Origin of the sequence: Streptomyces sp. NPDC002888, from assembly GCF_042888465.1 — a bacterium.
Taxonomy (GTDB): domain Bacteria; phylum Actinomycetota; class Actinomycetes; order Streptomycetales; family Streptomycetaceae; genus Streptomyces.
This window is the reverse complement of the sequence record NZ_JBIAPU010000001.1, coordinates 563,866-580,136: the sequence shown is the minus strand read 5'-3', so window position 1 is coordinate 580,136 and position 16,271 is coordinate 563,866. Positions and strand designations below refer to the sequence as shown.

The following is a 16,271-nucleotide window of genomic DNA, read 5'->3' as shown; positions in this document are numbered from 1 at the left end:
CGTGCGGTTCAGTCGGTCGGGTCCGGGGCGGAAGGGACGATGCCGGCGAGCGCGGTGTGTAGGGGTTCGTACAGGGCTTTGACGAGGGCCCGGTCCAGAGCAGTGATCGGTACAGCGCCGGGGGTCGTCTCGTCGGCCGGGGGCGGAGCGAGGTAAGGGTCCAGGACGTGCCGCATGGCGAGCAGGAGACTCGTCCGCCAGGTATCTGGCACCGTCTTGCCTGCGGCGGCCCGGGTGGCGAATGGAGCGTCGACGAAGACGACGCGGGCGGGGACGCCGCCGCGCACGAGACGGCCGATGACCTGCCAGATGACGACCAACTGGTCCCAGGTGAAGGAGATCTTCTCGTCCTCGTTCAGCCGGCTCCAGGCCAGAGGATGGTTGAGCAGGTGTCGCCACCGTGCGCGGGCAAGGGTGCGGAACTGGGCGCCGGCCTTGTCCAGGCTCGGTTGTGCGCGGACGAACTCATCGAAAGTGCCGTCGCGTTGCAGGCGTGCCGCCCAGTCGTTGACGGCCTGCACGGCGAGGCCGATGTCGTCGGGGCGGGGGTGGGGGCGGGCCAGGAAGAACACCGAGCCGATCGCGGCGACTCCTCGGTCGAGGATGTTGTGGCCGCGTTCGACTGCGAGCAGGGGAGCCACCAGGATCTCCATGCCGGTTGAGGCGAAATTGGCCACGTCGCCGCGGCGCAGGGCTACGACCGTGCCGCCGTCGGGGCCCATGGCCGGGCTGGAGTAGAACGCGGGCTCCTCGTCCGCGTCGTCGGCGACCAGGCGGCACACCTTTCCGGCCCACCGGGGGATGCGGTTGAGGATGTCCGCCGCGCGACGTGCCTCGTCGTAGGAGCCCGTCAGTACGAGGAGCCGTTCGCGCCGTTCGTTGTTCACGGCGGCGAGTTCCTGTTCGAACACGCTGGGTTTGCCGTCGGTGCCGCGACGGGCCAGCCGGTCCAGCATGTGTTCGAGGACGAGGGGGCGCAGGTGGGGTTTGGTGCCGGACAGCTTGAGGGGGCGGCCGTCTGGACCGGTCAGGAAGCGGGTGGTGAATACGGTCTCGTTGATGGCGGCGCGTTCCGCCGGCGGGGGCTTGAGGAGGGCTCCTACCTCGGTGAGCACGTGGTAGCGGGTGGAGCGGCCGGCCCAGCTGGTGCCCGACATGAGCAGCACGTTCGGTCCGGGAAGACCGTCCGCGATGGTCAACTCCGGCAGTTGGAGGAGGAGTTCGCGACCATTTCCGGCGCAGCGAAAGAAGCGCAGTTCGCCGCTGCGCAGCTGTCCCAGGCTTGCGTCCTCGGACAGGAACTGAAAGCCGAGGATGTTGCCCATGGGTGATTCGGGGACCAACGGCCGGTAGTCCTCGGGCGGGCGGCGGGACAGCACGTTGCTCGATGCCCCGAAGTTCAAGGCGGCCTCGACCCCCGGCCATAGCTCCGTCAGCAGGTCGAGCCGGGTGTGCAGGGCGGACAGCAGGAGGGTGAATTCGAAGCGCAGCACCTGCTCTTTCACGCTGTCGGGGCTTTCCAGCACGGCGTCCCCTGCAAGCGAGAGCAGTTCTCGCTCGACCAGGCGGCGGGCGTTGCGGGGGCGGATGGCGTGCAGAAGCTGACGGGTAAGTCGCACCAGCGAGTCGACCTGAGGGTCGCGTGGTTCGCGGTCGCCGAGCGGGTCGTCGCGGAACGCGTCAAGGACCGCCACGACGGCGTCGCGTCGCGCGTCGCCTGAGGAGTCTGGTGTGACCGGCTGACGGGTTTCGGGAGGTTGCGTCTCCTCGTCTCCGTCGGCGGCCTGCCCGATGTCCTCGTCCCATTCGGGGGCGGGCTGGTCGGGGGTGTCGGCCGGATCGGTGTCGGCGTCGGAGGGCTTGCCGAACCAGTCCGAGATGAGTTTGAACTGGAGGGTCCACGAGCTGAAGTAGTCGGCCTCGACCCAGTCGCGCAGGCTCCGGTGGCCCAGCAGCATGTGGTAAATGCGGTCAGCGGCGACCGTGACGGTGTGCAGGGCCGCCGTCCACTCCATGACGGTGGAGTTGGACAGTTGGATGCGTCCGCCGCGCGCCAGTTCGTCGATCTTGTGCTGGTGGATCTCGTCGAGCCAGGAGTTGGGCGTGCGCCCAGTGAGCACGGCGGCGGGGGCGAACATGGTGTCCAGCTGCATCTGCACGCGGTCGGCCTCGTCGACGACAATCAAGTCGCTGCGCCGGCAGGCGAGTTCGAGGAAGCGAATGCGCTCCTCGTTTTGGTGGGCGGGTACGGCGCTGTGGACCAGGGCAGCGGGGGTGGCGACCCAGATGTCCGCGGCGACGAGCTCGCGGGCACCGTGATGACGCGGGCATCGGTGCCATAGAGGGCAGCCGTGGCGTTTGCGCAGGTTCGGGGCTGGCGTGTCCTGCGATCCGTCAGTGGCCAGAGCGGTGAGCGGGCGTTGAGCTGGCCGCCGTTTGGGCGGGAAGAGCTGCGTGCAGGGAGCGGCCCGGTAGGCGAGTGGCTCCGCTGCCTCGACTCCGCGCAGGGCATCGAGCGGGCAGGCCGTGCTGAGGTAGTCGAGGCTCAGCGCGTCGTGGGTGAGCAGGGAGGTGCCGCCGTCCTGTGCGGCGAGGCGGCGGTGGGTGCGCTGCAGATGCTGCTCGCGTGTGGTCACCCCCAGGACGGGAGCCGCCTTGAGGCCGAGCGCGGTGAACAGGGACACGAGGTGCAGGGCCTCGGCGACATCGCCCACCACCAAGGTGACGCGTTTGTCGTGGGTGGCCGCCCAGACTGCGAGGATGTCCCGCAGGGTGCTCTTTCCGGCACCGACCATGCCGAGCAGATGCAGCATCCGGTCGATCCGCAGCACCTCGTGCTCCGGTGCGAAGTCGCCCGACTCGGGCTTGCGGACGCACAGTTCGACCCGTTCCAGTCTGTGCCGCCAGTCGCCGCCGTCGGGGTCGTCGGGGCCGCGCAGCTGGTCCTCCATCCACGTGGCGGTTGCGAGGAGTTCCTCCCAGGGGGCCTCCAGTGGCTTGCCGTCCGGGGCGGCCGATGATCCGAGAGCGTGGGGCGTCGCTTCCTCGGCGGGCAGTTCTTTGGGCAGCTCCACCGAGGTCCAGGTGCGGCTTTCCAGAAAGCGCCATGCGCCGGGCTCGGCCAGTGGCAGCGACCGGGTCTGGTAGGGCGGGGCCGCGGCGAGGGCCTGGGCGTAGATGGCCCACCGGTGGTGGGCGATGGACACGCTCCGCCGCCGGGGGGTGTCGTCCTTGCCGGCGAGATGGAAGCCGCGCAGCTCGGGCGGGAGCGTCAGATAGGTGTCGAGGGACTGGGTCCACATGCGGCGCCGACGCAGCGGCCACAGCAGGTGGCGGCCGATGCGCAGCATGCGCTGCTGTGCGGGCGTTTGGGCGTGTCCGAGTGCGGCGGCGAAGGGGTATCCGCCGAAGAGGGTCCAGCCGGCCTGTGCGGGATGCCCGGGCAGCAGCTGTTCCACCAGGCAGAGCCCGAGTTCGACTTCGCACAACCGGGCTGCCGCGAGGTCCGGCTGGGGATCGTCGGCGAAGTACGGAAGAAGGCTCGCGATGAGATCGTCGCGCCACTGCTTTTGGTCACGCATCGGCGTCCTCCGCCTGGTCGTCGGCGAACGGCCCGCCGGGGCCGTCGGCCAGGGTGGTTCGGATCCTTGCCATGAGCTGCCGGTGGCTGAGCACGGTCGTCGACTTGCGTACCTCGGCCCTCAGGTACCGGCGGACTACGGACACGTAGTCGCGGCGCAAGGCGATCCGGTGGTCGGGTACGAGGAGAAACGCCTCGTCGTAGGGAGGATCTTTGGGCAGCGGCCCGGCGTTGCGGCCGAGAAGCGCGGGGTTGGCCCAGTCCTTGACATCGACGGCCCATACTCGCCCGTCCGGCAGCGGGATCCGCACGTCGTATGCGTCGTAGTTCGGCCACAGCTCAGGGGTGAGGCGAAGGCGCAACAGGGCCCGCTCCAGGCGCAGTTCGGCGACCCCGGGGGAGGTGACGAACAGGCGCAAAGGCCGGGTGAGTAGCAGCACGCCGCCGCCCTCGAGCTCGTCGTACGCGGGGCCGACGGGGGCGTCACCCTGGTGCCGGCAGCGCGCGTTCTCGCACCACCAACCGCCCTCCCGCATGGGGGCGAGCAGGGTGTGGCAGCGCCGGCACGACGTGAACCGGCCCCCGCGGGCCCAGCCGATGGGGGCCGGCAGGTAGATCTGCTGGAGCAGTCCGTCGAGTGGGGTGAAGGCCGGCTCCAGCGCGATCTCGGCGGCCTTGTCCCGGGTGAGCACGGGATGTTCGATGAGCAGGCGCCGGAAGGCCACGTAACTGGCCGGGGCGTTGGCGCTGCGGCAGCGGTCCATCGCCAGGCCGATCAGGGCCCGGTCGATCTGCTCGGTCGCCGAGTCGGGCCGGTCGACGGCCCACTCGTAGCACAGGTCCGTGGGCACGCAGGCGTCCTCGTCGATGAGGCGGTCTTCCGAGCCCGCCAGACCGTCGGGGAGGTCCAGCGGCCACTCGGTCACCGGCCGCTGGCGACACCACACGAGCAGGTCGCTGACGCTCAGGGGTGGGTCGGCGCCGCGCAGCAGGCAGGCCAGCACGGTTCGGTCCAGGGCGCGTTGTGCCTCGTCCGGGTAGGGGAGGGTGAAGGTACCGAGGTCGGACAGGGCATCCAGATCGAGGACGGCGGAGGCCACGGTGCGCAGCAGAGTCAGACCCTGGTGCGGGACAAGCGCGGAGTCATCGGGGGGCACGGTGGTCCGTTTCACTGGAGGGACGACGAAGCAGAGGAGGAGGGTGCGGCGGGGCACCAACGGGACACCTCGCAGCGGGCGCACTGGGTTCCCGGGTTCGGGGCGGATGTGCGGTCCGCATGCCACGGGGCGGCGAGGTCGTGGAGCACCTGCCGGGCTGTGGCAACACGGTCGGCCTGACGGGGGGAGACAAGTTCCAGGTCCGGTCCGGTGGGCCGCAGGATCTCCACCTCGACGCGGGAGCGGCGCACGTCACCGCCGAGCGCACCGTCGGCCAGCAACACCACGGCCAGGGCCGCCTGGGGATACAGCTCCAGGATGTCCTTGCCCCCGCGCGGGGTGCGGTACTTGGTGCTCTTGACCTCACGCCACACCACCGAACCGCCACTGCGGTACAGGAGGTCCGGCTTGGCCACGAGCACGACATCGGCCTGTGTGTCGTGGAAGGTGAGGAGCCTTTCCGCGACCAGCGCGGCATCCGGATCGGCGTGGCGCAGCGGGCACACGGCGGCATGACGGGCGATCAGGCGGGCACCGAGTTCGGCATCGTCCCCCGTCAGGTGCCAGTCGTCGACCGCCCAGTCGGACCGGTCGGCGGGGGCGTCGTCCGGCGTGCAGGGGCGTTGTGGGGTGCGCGCGTGCAGATGCTGCAGCCAGGCGTGCACCGCGTGCCCGCGCACCACGTGATGGTCGTGCTCGACGTCCTTGTCGTAGGGCAGATGGATGCGCCGCAGATGTTCCTGCGCGGGGCAGTTCGCATGGCGGCGCAGATCGGTGACGGACAGGGTGCGGCGAGGCCGTGCCCCGTCCGCGATCTGCAAGATGCCCGGCGTGCGCGCCAGGTCAGGGCAGGAAGCGGCGAGCTTGCAGGTCGCGCATCCGGGGCCCGGGCGCCTGTCCACGGCATCGACCGTGGCGCGCAGGCGGGGCGCGGCGAGCTTGTGATAGGCGGCTTCGGCTTCCTGGGGTGTCCCGTCGAACAGCGGGGGACGGACCGAGCCGTCCAGGCAGCCGATCTCCACGACCCGTACCCGCTGCGGGGTGACGGCGCTGTGCACGTCGTGCGCGTCACCCCATCGGGTGGGTTCCGGTGCACGGCCGCCGTGGGCAGCGACGTATGCCGCCATCGCGACCTCCGCCGGATCCCGCTCAGCCGGCCCGCGTCGCCCGGGCTGCACCGATCCGAACCGGAGCAGGCGCAGCTCACACACTGCACGGTCACGGCTGGCGTAGCAGCGCCCCCAGACTCTCAACTCGTACACGGTGGAAGTGCCTTGACCCTCGGCTGCTGTCCTCGACTGCTTGACCCAGTACTGCGGATCGGGCAGCAACTCTCCTCTTGGATCGAGGGATTTGACCGCGTCCAGGTACTGGGCTGCGGCATGCTCGGCATAGCGCTCGAGCCCGGGGTGCGAGGGGCGCACTCGGGCCGGATCGTCCCGGGGGCGGCCGAACTCTACGGTGTCGAGCCGGCGCATTACGGCCGCTAGGGCGAACGGTTCGTAGTCCGCCGGCTTGTAGGGGGTGCGGTGCGTGGGGCGAAGGCGTGGCCGGGCCTTGACGGCCCGCAGCGTGGGGCAGTCCTCGTCCCCCTCCTTCGCGCCTCCGGTGAACACTCTGATCAGGCCCGAGTCACCCGTGGTTCCTGCGGGCAGCGGCCACTCAGTCACGCGCACTCCTCACACCCGTGTCTGTGAACAACATTCACCGGAGGTTACATGCTGCTACGGTTCACGCGCGGATGATTCGTCAAATTCATTGCAGAGAACGGACCTCAGGTGGGTTCACAGAACGAAATCATCGCCAGGCGGTACCGCCTCGTGCGCCGGCTTGGTGGCGGCGCGATGGGCGAGGTGAGCCTGGCGTACGACCTGAGCCTTGGCCGGCAGGTCGCCGTCAAGCAGCTCCACGCGCACAACGTCGAACGAGAAGAGGGGCGTTACGCGGATCGCCTGGAGCGTGAGGCCAAGGCGACCACCGGGCTCAGCCGCTGCCGGCACTTCCCCCAGGTGTACGACTTCGGATACCACGCCGACGAGCCCTATCTCGTCATGGAGTACATCGAGGGACCCACCCTGGCGGAGCTGGCGGCCAACCATCACCCCTTGTCCTTCTCCACGATCACGGCGATCCTGGCTCAACTCGCCACCGCGCTGTCCTGTTTGCACGACGCCGAATTCGTCCACCGCGACCTCAAGCCGACCAACGTCATGATCGCGTCAGGCGGCGTCATCAAGGTGGTGGACCTCGGCATCGTCGCCGTCTCCGACCCCCACGCGACGCGACTGACGGCCACCGGCCAGGTGCCGGGCACCGCGGCGTACATGGCCCCTGAGCAGGCCGCCGACGGTCTCGCCGAGCCCCGCAGTGACCTCTACTCCACGGGCTGCCTCGTATTTGAACTCGTCACGGGAGAACTCCTCTTCAACGCGCCGACCGCTCACGCGATGGCGCGCGCCCACATTGATCAGGCGCCCCGCAAGACCCGGGACGTGCGCCCCGAAACCCCACCATGGCTGGCCCACATCATCGATCGGCTGCTGCACAAGGACCCGGAACTGCGCTTCCCCGACGCGCGAGCCCTGTACGGGGCTTGCCACCCGCATCTGGACGACCTCAGGGGAACGGGTGGCCCCCGGCTCGGCCGCTTCGATCCGGCCCTGCTCTGGCGTGCCCCGTGCTCACCACCGCCCCCGCCGCAACCGTCAACGCCGCCTCCGCGGCGCTCTCCCGGTACCCGGATGGATGCCTTGGCCCGCAGCCGGACGCGGCGAACCGACCTGAGACGGGACGACTTGGCCCAGGTTCGCGCCGACGCTGCCGCACAGGCGGCCAATGGTGATCTGCGAGGCGCCGTCCAGCGCATCGAGGAGTGCCTGGCATCGGCCGTCGGCCACTTCGGTCGCATCGAGAAGGGTGTGGTCCGCTTGGGCATCGACCACGCCGGCCTGCTGTGTGAACAGGGGTTGTCGAAGCAGGCGCACGCCGCTTACGTCGACGTGCGCCCCGACGCCGTCCTCGCATTCGGAGAGGAGAGTCCAGAAGTGCGCGAGATCGACGAAGGCATCGAGGGATGCGAGGAGGACGGAACGTGGAACTGATCCGTGCCTCGATGCACTGCACGCGGTTCCGAGCGCGGTGCCGTCATCGACGCGTGAAGAACATACACGCACGGTAGAACGAAGGTACGCTTCACGCTCTGTCTGCAGAAACAGGGTAGGACGCAGGGAGCATGGCGTGACAGAAGAACCGACCACCGTGACGGCCACGGGCATCGCCAGGATCGCAGGTGTCGGCCGGGCCGCAGTGAGTAACTGGCGCCGACGCCACCAGGATTTCCCTCGGCCGATCGCCGGCACAGCCGCGAGCCCCGCCTTCGACCTGGACGAGGTTGAGCTATGGCTCGACCAGCAGGGCAAGCTCCGCACTGTCGGCCCGCTCGACCGACTCCAGCAGCGTCTGGAAGCGCTCGGGACGGCCGGGCAGTCCGCAGAGGCCCTCGTCCTGGTCGGCCTGACACTCCTGACGGCGCCTGCCGAAGTGCCCACCCCTCGCCAACTTGCCGACGCCGTGCGTCTGCTGACTTCACCCCGTCACGCCGACGTGCTCTTGACGGACCTCCCGGTCGCATGGTCACCAACGCACCGAGAGATCCTCGAGGTCTCGTGCTCGTTGAGCGACCAAGAGGACCGTGTTGGAATTCTGGAGCACCTTCACGCGCAATACGTGACAGCCCGAGGCGCGGCCGGCCTCACCGATACGCCTGTGCCTGTCGTCAGCCTGATGCTGGATCTCGTCGGCCCCGCCGCCTCTGTCCTCGACGTCGCCTGCGGCACCGGCACATTCTTGCGCGCCGCCTTCGACAGGGTGAACGCGGCAGGCGGCACGCCACAGCTTCTGGGGCTGGACGCCCGTCCCGAACACGTGCGCATCGCGCTGCTGCGCCTGCTGGTCTTGCGGCAGCAGGCCAGGGCCGCTTCGGGCACCGGCGACGAACTGTGCCTGCGCGTCGGCGATCCGCTCCTTGAGGGCGCCTTCCCCGTCGACCACGTCGATGCCGTCGTCGGCAGTCCTCCCCACAGTCCCCGCGACTGGGGCCACGACCGCCTCGCCTTCGATCCCCGGTGGGCCTATGGAGGTCTGCCCCCGCGTACCGAACCCGAACTTGCCTGGGTACAACACGTGTTGGCTCAGCTGAAGCCCGGCGGGAGGGCCGCCTTGCTCCTGCCGCCCGCAGTGGCTGCGCGTCCCGCGGGACGCCGCATCCGCAGCGAATTGGTCCGGCGCGGCGCCCTGCAGGCAGTCGTCGGGCTCCCCCCGACGGCGACCGTCGGCAGCGGCAACGGCGTGCATGTATGGCTTCTCCAACGTCCCTACGAGGACAGCACCCCACCTACAGGTGTGCTGTTCGTCAACGGCGACGACGTGCCTCTGGATGCGAACGTGCGCCCGAAGGTCCGTCTCGAGGCGCTGCGCCGCCACATCGCTCCGTTGTGGGACCGCTACCGTAAGGGACACGGACCCTTGGCCACGGATGCAGACTTCGCCCGGGATGTGCCGCTGGCCGAGCTGCTCGACGAGGACGTTGACTTCACCCCCCGGCATCGCGTGCCGAACCCGGACTCCATTCCGTGCCCGCCCGACGACCTGCTCAAGATGCCAGCGGTCGTGAAGGCTCAACTCAATTCCCTCCGAAATACGTTGCCAGAATTTGCCCCCGCCCAGGCGCCTACGGCGTCTGGCGGTCCCACTGCGACGCTGGGCGAACTCTCTCGGACCGGGGCGCTGAGCCTGCACCGCCATGCGGCCCGCGCCGCACACCGCGATGCCCCCGACCCTGATCGGCACGAACCAGCGCTGACGAGCCAGGACGTCATCGCCGGCCGACCCGCCAGCGGTTCAGTTCCCGTCAGCCCCGACGACGACCCGGCGGCCCGGGTACGGGCCCACGACATCCTCATCCCAGCAATCGCCCAAACCTTGGTCGCCCGGGTCGCGACGGATGAGCAGATCGGAGCCCGGCTGGGGCCGGGCGTGCACGCCGTGCGCGTGGATCTGGACTTCCTCGACCCGTGGTTCGCGGCCGGCGCTCTCACACGCTCCGAGAACGCCACGAAGGCAGCCCGAACGTCCACCGGAACAAGCGGAGCCCTCCGCATCGATGTGAAACGGCTGCGTCTGCCCGTGTTGGCAATCGAGGAACAACGACGCCGGAGCGAAAGCCTGCGTCGTCTTACCGAGTGGGATGCGGCGTTGTCCCGGCTTGCCGAGGCAGGACATGAAGCCGTTCGGGCCCTGACCAGCGCCCTGGTTGACGGGGCGCTCGACGCGTTGGACAAATGAATCGGACGCAGTAGCCGTGAAGAACGGATCCGGGAAGCCGTTCCTCGCCTCACCGGCGGGCACGTCCGCACGGCATCGGCCTGATCCAGCCAGGGCTCGAGTCCGGCGTTCTTGATCCGGGGCACTGGCAGACCACGACGGCGAGCGAGGGATTCGAGCGCCGACAAGGGGCGGGGATCGGCAAAACGCCGACGATCTCCGCTCGTGCCGGTAGACGTACGCGCAGTTTGGCAGAGTGCCCGTCGCGCGGGTCTGCTCGTCGCCTTCACTCCAATGTGCATGCCTGTTCGATGTCGTTTTCTGGCGTGTTCGCTGCATCCACGGGGGCTAGGAGAGGCGGCGGGCCCTGCCAGGTGGCTCCCTGTGCGAGGAGGCGCACCCCACTCTCGACTGCAGCGTCGCGAATTCGTTGACGGGCGGCGAGTTCGATGGAACGAGTCGTGAGTCTTGCCGGCATTCAGCTGAGGAACGGCTGGGTAGTGGTACTAACGACGCGCTGGCGACCGCGTCGGCTGGCTTACGGATGATCGTCGAGCGTTGCAAGCGACTTGTGCCGGAAAATCCGAACTGGAAGCGCCAGGTGCTTAGAAGGCGCCTGGCGCATCTCGTCGGCAGGTGCGTTGACCTGCCACTTTCTTCCTCACTGACACGCTGTCAGGGGTTTTGTGGGACGTATGTGGGACGAGGGCACCTCTGGGACGGATGGGATGCAGGGGTTCCCGACTGGGCCAGGTGGTCACCGTCTCAGATCTCCTCACCTGTTCGGTGCGCCCGCGCGGAAATAGATCTACCCCTCTCCTGCGTTCTCGATCTTTGAGCCGAGGAGGGGAAGGTGTCGGGCCTGAAGCTGTTCCACACGACGAATGGCGGCGTGACGGAGGTCGCGCCGCGTCTTGCCGAGGTCGAGGCGGATGTGCAGGGCCTCGTCGAGGCGCACATGGAGACGATGCTGGGGGTACGGTTCCTGGCGAGCGAGTACGTCATCGACTGTGCTGACGGCGGCCGGATCGATTCGCTGGGGCTCGATGAGAACGGGGCGCCGGTGGTCGTGGAGTTCAAGCGCGGTACCGCGGCCGGCGTGATCAATCAGGGCTTGTATTACATGGCGTGGCTGATGGCGCACAAGGACGCCTTCCGGCACCTGGTCCGCGACCGGCTCGGGGTATCGGCCGCGTCCCAGGTGCTGTGGAGCGCACCCCGGCTGATCTGTGTCGCCGGCGACTTCACCCGCTACGACGCGCACGCCGTACGCGAGCACAGACGCAGCATCGACCTGGTCCGCTATCGGTTCTTCGGCAAGGACCTGATCGGCCTTGAGACCGTGGCTTCCGTCACCGGCCGGACGCCGACCTTCAGACAGCCGCGCCGGGGCGCGGCCGGGCTGCCGCCTGTCCGCGCGCGGGGCGGGGCGCTGGCCAAGCTGGCTGAGGCGGTCGATGAGGTGCTGCTCGGCCTCGGGGACGGCGTCAGCCGGGTGCAGCGCAAGCAGTACCGGGCGTATCAGCGCCTGCGGAACTTCGCGTGCGTCTGCCCGCCACAGAAGACCAAGCTCCTCGTCTACCTCAAGGCCGACCCCAAAGAGGTCGACCTCATTCCCGGCTTCACCCGGGATGTGACGGAGGTCGGCCACCACGGTACGGGCGATCTGGAGGTGCAGTTGCGCTCCGAGCGGGACGTGGAGCGGGCTGTGGACCTCTTCCGCGCGAGCTGGGCGGCGGCGTAACCGCCCATCGCGTCTGTGACGTCATCGGGTGCGGGACTGGGCCGCTGTGGATGTGGTGGCGATCGTGCCTTCCGACGTAGGGGGCAGGTAGTGGCGGTGGACGATCAATGATGCGCGGGATCGCCGGTTTGGCCAACCGGCGATCCCGCGCTATGTTGCCCCGCTTCGAAGCAGGCTGCGTTCACCTGCCCGAGCCGTCATCAGCTCGCCGCAATCGTCAGCGGTGCTTCGGGTGCCGGGCGGCCTGCAATGCCAGTCCGCACCGTCCCTGAGCCATCGGGGGACCGGAGAGGACCGAAGCCGTCACTGACCGCGCCGACCGATGCGGGTCAGTCGACGGTGCGTCGGCTAGGTCGTACTCGGGGCAGGGCCAAGCGCCCGGAGGCAGGCTCCGGCCAAACTCGTCGAGTGGCTCCGGGACGGAGTGCTCATCGTGCGCCAACTCGTGGATGCCCGGCTCTCGCACTGACGTCGGTCCGGTTCGAAGGCCAGTCCGGGCGCGACCGCCTACGTTGGTTCATCTTGAGATCACGCGGATCGCGGCCGGGAAACCCACCTGCCCGGAGGTTATGGCTCGTGGTCTACTGCCGGTCATGCCGTTGCTGATGCTGGATCTCGACAACACATTGGTAGACCGCGACGCCGCCTTCCGGGCCGCGGCCACCGCACTCCTGGCGGAGCATGCACTGCCCGAAACCGACATCGAATGGCTGATGACCCTCGACGCGAGCGGCTACACACCCAAACCGGCTGTCGCAGAGGCCATGGCGGACCGCTACGGGACGGCGCTTCCTGAGACCGCTATCCGAACGCTTCTCGATCGTGGCGCCGCTGATCGCGTCGTTTTGGCCAAGACCACCCGCGAGGCGCTCACGAAGGCGCTCACCGATGGCTGGACCTGCGTGATTGTCACCAACGGCCGCACCGTGCAGCAAGAAGCGAAAATCCGCAATACCGGGCTCGAACGGCTCGTACAGGGCTGGGTGATCTCCGAACGCGTTGGTCATAGGAAGCCGGACCCGGAGATCTTCCACGCGGCGGCGGAAGTCGTCGGAGTTCCCCTCTCCGGCGCCTGGATGATCGGCGATTCGCCGAGTGCCGACATCGGAGGCGCGAACGGGCTCGGTCTTCGAAGCGTGTGGGTGTCGGGCGGCAGGCCGTGGCCCGAGGACTCATACCGGCCCACCCACGTTGCCAGCGGCGTCTCCTCAGCGATCAACTTTGCCATCGGCACGACGTGATAGACCAGGGGACACGGGACCGTCTCAAGCCTCGCGGATCGGCGTGTCGAACACGGAGACGAGTGCGTCCACGTTGGCGGTGATGAACTCAGCGAGCAATGCTCAAGATCTGTGGATCGGACTCGGGAGAGGTGCCTCGCGGAACGCGGAGGGCGTACCTTCCCGAGTGATCGATTTCTGGTCATCGAGTAGGCCCGCGTTGCAGCGCGGGTCGGGAAGGCACGCCCGTGCTGAGCGTAGTCAACGAGGACGGCACCACCCAGAGCGGCTCCCTGATGGACGACATCGTCCGTGAGGGCGCCCGTCGGATGCTCGCCGCGGCCCTGGAAGCCGAAGTCAACCAGTACATAGCCGAGTTGACGGGCGAGCGGGACAAGGCCGGTCGCCGTCTGGTGGTCCGTAACGGCCACCATCGTGAGCGGACGGTGACCACCGCCGCCGGGCCGATTGCGGTGAAGGCGCCGCGGGTGAACGACAAGCGGGTCGACGGTGAGACGGGCGAGCGCAAGCGGTTCTCGTCGAAGATCCTCGCCCCTTGGTGCCGGAAGTCCCCGAAGATCAGCGAGGTCCTGCCCCTGCTCTACCTGCACGGCCTGTCCTCCGGCGACTTCGTGCCCGCGATGGAGCAGTTCCTCGGCTCGGCCGCTGGGCTCTCGCCGGCCACGGTGACCCGGCTGACCAAGCAGTGGAGCGACGACCACGCCGCCTTCCAGGACCGGGACCTGTCCGGATCCGACTACGTGTACGTGTGGGCCGACGGCGTCCACCCCAAGGTCCGCCTCGGCCAGGCCCGCTCCTGCGTCCTGGTCCTCATGGGCGTGCGCACCGACGGCAGTAAGGAGCTGATCGCGCTCGCCGAGGGCCTGCGCGAGTCGACCGAGTCCTGGGCCGACCTCCTGCGGGACTGCCGCCGACGCGGCATGCGCGATCCCGAGCTCGTCGTCGGCGACGGAGCCATGGGGCTGTGGCGGGCGTTGGCCGAGGTGTTTCCGCAGGCCAGACATCAAAGGTGCTGGGTTCACAAAACCCGGAACGTGGTCAACGCCCTGCCTAAATCGGCCCAGCCCGGCGCGAAGAAAGCGCTGCAGGAGATCTACAACGCCGAGGACCGCGATCACGCCGAGAAAGCGGTGAAGGACTTCGCGCGCACCTACGGCGCGAAGTGGCCCAAGGCCGTCACGAAGATCACTGACGACGTCGATGAACTCCTGGCGTTCTACGACTTCCCGGCCGAGCACTGGGTCCACCTGCGCACGACAAATCCGATCGAGTCGACCTTCAGCACGGTAAAGCTGCGGACCAAGGTCACCCGCGGTGCCGGCAGCCCGGCCGCGGCCCTGGCGATGGTGTTCAAGCTCGCCGAGTCCGCCCAGGCCCGCTGGCGCGCGATCACCGCACCCCACCTCGTCGCCCTCGTCCGCAACGGCGCCCGCTTCGAACGCGGCGTCCTGGTCGAGCGTGAGCAGGAGGCTGCGGCATGAGTGAGCGCAAGGAACCCCCGCTGCTGTTCCTGGACGTCGACGGACCGCTCCTGCCATTCGGCGATGGCCCACAGCGCGAGCCGTCAGGCACCGCGACAGATTCGCACCTGACGCGGCTCGACCCGTGCGTCGGGCCCCGCCTCGCGGCACTGCCGTGCGAGCTGGTCTGGGCCACCACCTGGGAGGAGGCGGCGAACACTGACATAGCACCGCGGCTCGGCCTGCCTCCCCTGCCGGTCGTGACCTGGCCGGTAACCTCCGACGCGCATGAACGCGAGGACCAGTGGTTCGGGCTCCACTGGAAGACCCGAGCCCTGGTGGCATGGGCGGACGGACGCCCGTTCGTCTGGGTCGACGACGAGATGACCGACGCCGATCGGGACTGGGTGTCCACCCACCACCCCGCCCCGGCCCTCCTCCACCACATCGCGTCGTCCCGCGGCCTCACCAGTGAAGACTTCGCAGTCCTCGATCAATGGCTGCGGGCCACTTGAGCCTCCTGCCGTGATCCACAGGAATTGACAATTGCTCGAACTCAGCCAACTGTGGTGGCATCAGGTTAAGTTCGTCGACGGCTTCCGCTGTGAACGGCACCCGGACCACTTCGTAGCCTCCTCGCTCTGGCTTGCTGAACTCCGTGCCGGTCCGCGCGGTCAGGTCCATCGACACCAGGTTTGCGGCGAAGATGTGCTGGATGCCGATGCCGTCGTCGAGTTCGTCGGTGATCAGGTAGACGAGTTCAGCGCGGCCCACTGTGCCGCCGAGTTCCTCGTACACCTCGCGGTGCAGGGCCGCCTCGATGGTTCTGTCGTCGGCTTCCACACCACCGCCGACCGTCACCCAATACGGCTCCCGGCCCGGCTTGGTGCGCTGGATCAGGACAAGGTCGTCACCATCGAGGAGGATGGCGCGGGCGCTGCGCTTGACGACGTCGATCATGGCGGGGGTTCCTTCTGGTCGCGGTACAGCAAGAAGCCGAGTCGGAGTGCCGCCTTGCGGCGACAGGATCTCCAGCTTGGCGGACTGAGCATGAAGCAGACCGTGGCAAGGGCAAGACGTACGCGTGCTGAACCAGTGCCGCAACTGCCGGCCCCACCAAGCGCCGGGGAAGGTGCACCAGTTCGACCAGCGCGGGTGCGGTGAAAAACCCGTGGCGAACCGTACGGCTTCTGCGGCAGACTGACCGATCCCCTGCGCCGGGTGTATCGCTCCCACACCCCGAGATCGTTTGGAGAAAGGCGATTGACTGAGTCCAATCAGCCACTGGCCCGGTGGAAGAGCGAACCGATGACGACGCGACTCATCGCCGCTGTTCTCGTCACGGATCCAGACAGCGGCAGACTCCTCGTCCTGCGGCGGAGCGCGCACTTGGATTTCGCGCCTGGCGAGTGGGACGTCCCCAGTGGCAAGGGCGAGCCCCGTGAACCGATCACCGCGACCGCGGTACGGGAACTGAAGGAGGAGACGGGCGTCGTGGCCGCCGAGGCGGACCTACGCCTGGTCCACGTCGTCCACGGCTCCTGGGGGGCGGAGGTCCCAGGGATGTTCATGGCCCTGGTCTTCCACACCGACCAGTGGAGCGGTACTCCCCACAACGCCGAGCCGCACAAGCACGACACCATCGCCTGGGTGCCGCCGGACGACCTGCCCCAACCCTTTACACACACCACCCTGGTCGCCGTCCAGCGGTACCTGGACGGCGGCCCGATCCTTTCACTCGACGGCTGGCCAGAGGCCGGATGACGG

11 protein-coding genes are annotated in these 16,271 nt (G+C 68.6%); 7 read left to right on the top strand and 4 right to left on the bottom strand.

Annotated elements, in window-relative coordinates; translation table 11 throughout:
* Positions 1 to 8: 8 nt before the first annotated feature.
* From ACFYWX_RS02670 to ACFYWX_RS02660, 3 genes are read right to left on the bottom strand one after another with little or no spacing between them, the layout of a single operon-like run.
* Positions 9 to 3,581 (bottom strand): signal recognition particle, encoded by a 3,573-nt coding sequence (locus ACFYWX_RS02670; protein WP_107446502.1) that lies wholly within the window; start codon positions 3,579 to 3,581, stop codon positions 9 to 11.
* Positions 3,574 to 4,737: a hypothetical protein gene (locus ACFYWX_RS02665; protein ID WP_389422104.1), complete on the bottom strand. Its 1,164-nt coding sequence runs from the start codon at positions 4,735 to 4,737 to the stop codon at positions 3,574 to 3,576. Before ACFYWX_RS02665 ends, ACFYWX_RS02670 begins: the two co-directional genes overlap by 8 nt.
* Positions 4,738 to 4,748: 11 nt before the next feature.
* Entirely contained in the window at positions 4,749 to 6,407 is a 1,659-nt protein-coding gene (locus ACFYWX_RS02660) for a PD-(D/E)XK nuclease family protein (RefSeq protein WP_159083318.1), read from the bottom strand.
* A gap of 108 nt (positions 6,408 to 6,515) precedes the next feature.
* Here ACFYWX_RS02660 and ACFYWX_RS02655 point away from each other — a divergent pair, with 108 nt between their 5' ends.
* The 6 genes from ACFYWX_RS02655 to ACFYWX_RS02630 all read left to right on the top strand — a co-directional run bounded on the left by ACFYWX_RS02655 (position 6,516) and on the right by ACFYWX_RS02630 (position 15,019).
* Entirely contained in the window at positions 6,516 to 7,838 is a 1,323-nt protein-coding gene (locus tag ACFYWX_RS02655; RefSeq protein WP_107446505.1) for a serine/threonine-protein kinase, read from the top strand.
* A 136-nt stretch (positions 7,839 to 7,974) separates the two neighbouring features.
* Entirely contained in the window at positions 7,975 to 10,080 is a 2,106-nt protein-coding gene (locus tag ACFYWX_RS02650; protein WP_389422103.1) for an N-6 DNA methylase, read from the top strand.
* Positions 10,081 to 10,912: 832 nt separating this feature from the next.
* Positions 10,913 to 11,803, top strand: a complete 891-nt coding sequence (locus tag ACFYWX_RS02645; RefSeq protein ID WP_389422102.1) for a DUF5655 domain-containing protein — start codon at positions 10,913 to 10,915, stop codon at positions 11,801 to 11,803.
* 593 nt (positions 11,804 to 12,396) lie between these two features.
* Positions 12,397 to 13,044 (top strand): HAD family hydrolase, encoded by a 648-nt coding sequence (locus tag ACFYWX_RS02640; protein ID WP_107446508.1) that lies wholly within the window; start codon positions 12,397 to 12,399, stop codon positions 13,042 to 13,044.
* A gap of 227 nt (positions 13,045 to 13,271) precedes the next feature.
* On the top strand, positions 13,272 to 14,525 hold the full coding sequence (locus tag ACFYWX_RS02635) for an IS256 family transposase (RefSeq protein ID WP_389422101.1): 1,254 nt from the start codon (positions 13,272 to 13,274) through the stop codon (positions 14,523 to 14,525).
* Positions 14,522 to 15,019, top strand: coding sequence for an HAD domain-containing protein (locus ACFYWX_RS02630; RefSeq protein ID WP_389422100.1), 498 nt, complete (start codon positions 14,522 to 14,524; stop codon positions 15,017 to 15,019). Before ACFYWX_RS02635 ends, ACFYWX_RS02630 begins: the two co-directional genes overlap by 4 nt.
* On the opposite strand, the gene ACFYWX_RS02625 is transcribed toward ACFYWX_RS02630, so the two are convergent.
* Positions 14,970 to 15,464, bottom strand: coding sequence for an NUDIX domain-containing protein (locus ACFYWX_RS02625; RefSeq protein WP_389422099.1), 495 nt, complete (start codon positions 15,462 to 15,464; stop codon positions 14,970 to 14,972). The genes ACFYWX_RS02630 and ACFYWX_RS02625 overlap by 50 nt on opposite strands.
* A gap of 348 nt (positions 15,465 to 15,812) precedes the next feature.
* Here ACFYWX_RS02625 and ACFYWX_RS02620 point away from each other — a divergent pair, with 348 nt between their 5' ends.
* A complete protein-coding gene (locus ACFYWX_RS02620; RefSeq protein ID WP_389422098.1) occupies positions 15,813 to 16,268 on the top strand; it encodes an NUDIX domain-containing protein in 456 nt (151 codons plus the stop codon).
* Positions 16,269 to 16,271: the final 3 nt, after the last annotated feature.

Bases quoted from the DNA above. Each gene is read 5' to 3' on its own strand.
- ACFYWX_RS02670 (WP_107446502.1), bottom strand. From the start codon at position 3,581: ATGCGTGACCAAAAGCAGTGGCGCGACGATCTCATCGCGAGCCTTCTT.
- ACFYWX_RS02640 (WP_107446508.1), top strand. From the start codon at position 12,397: ATGCCGTTGCTGATGCTGGATCTCGACAACACATTGGTAGACCGCGAC.
- ACFYWX_RS02630 (WP_389422100.1), top strand. From the start codon at position 14,522: ATGAGTGAGCGCAAGGAACCCCCGCTGCTGTTCCTGGACGTCGACGGA.
- ACFYWX_RS02625 (WP_389422099.1), bottom strand. From the start codon at position 15,464: ATGATCGACGTCGTCAAGCGCAGCGCCCGCGCCATCCTCCTCGATGGT.
- ACFYWX_RS02620 (WP_389422098.1), top strand. From the start codon at position 15,813: ATGACGACGCGACTCATCGCCGCTGTTCTCGTCACGGATCCAGACAGC.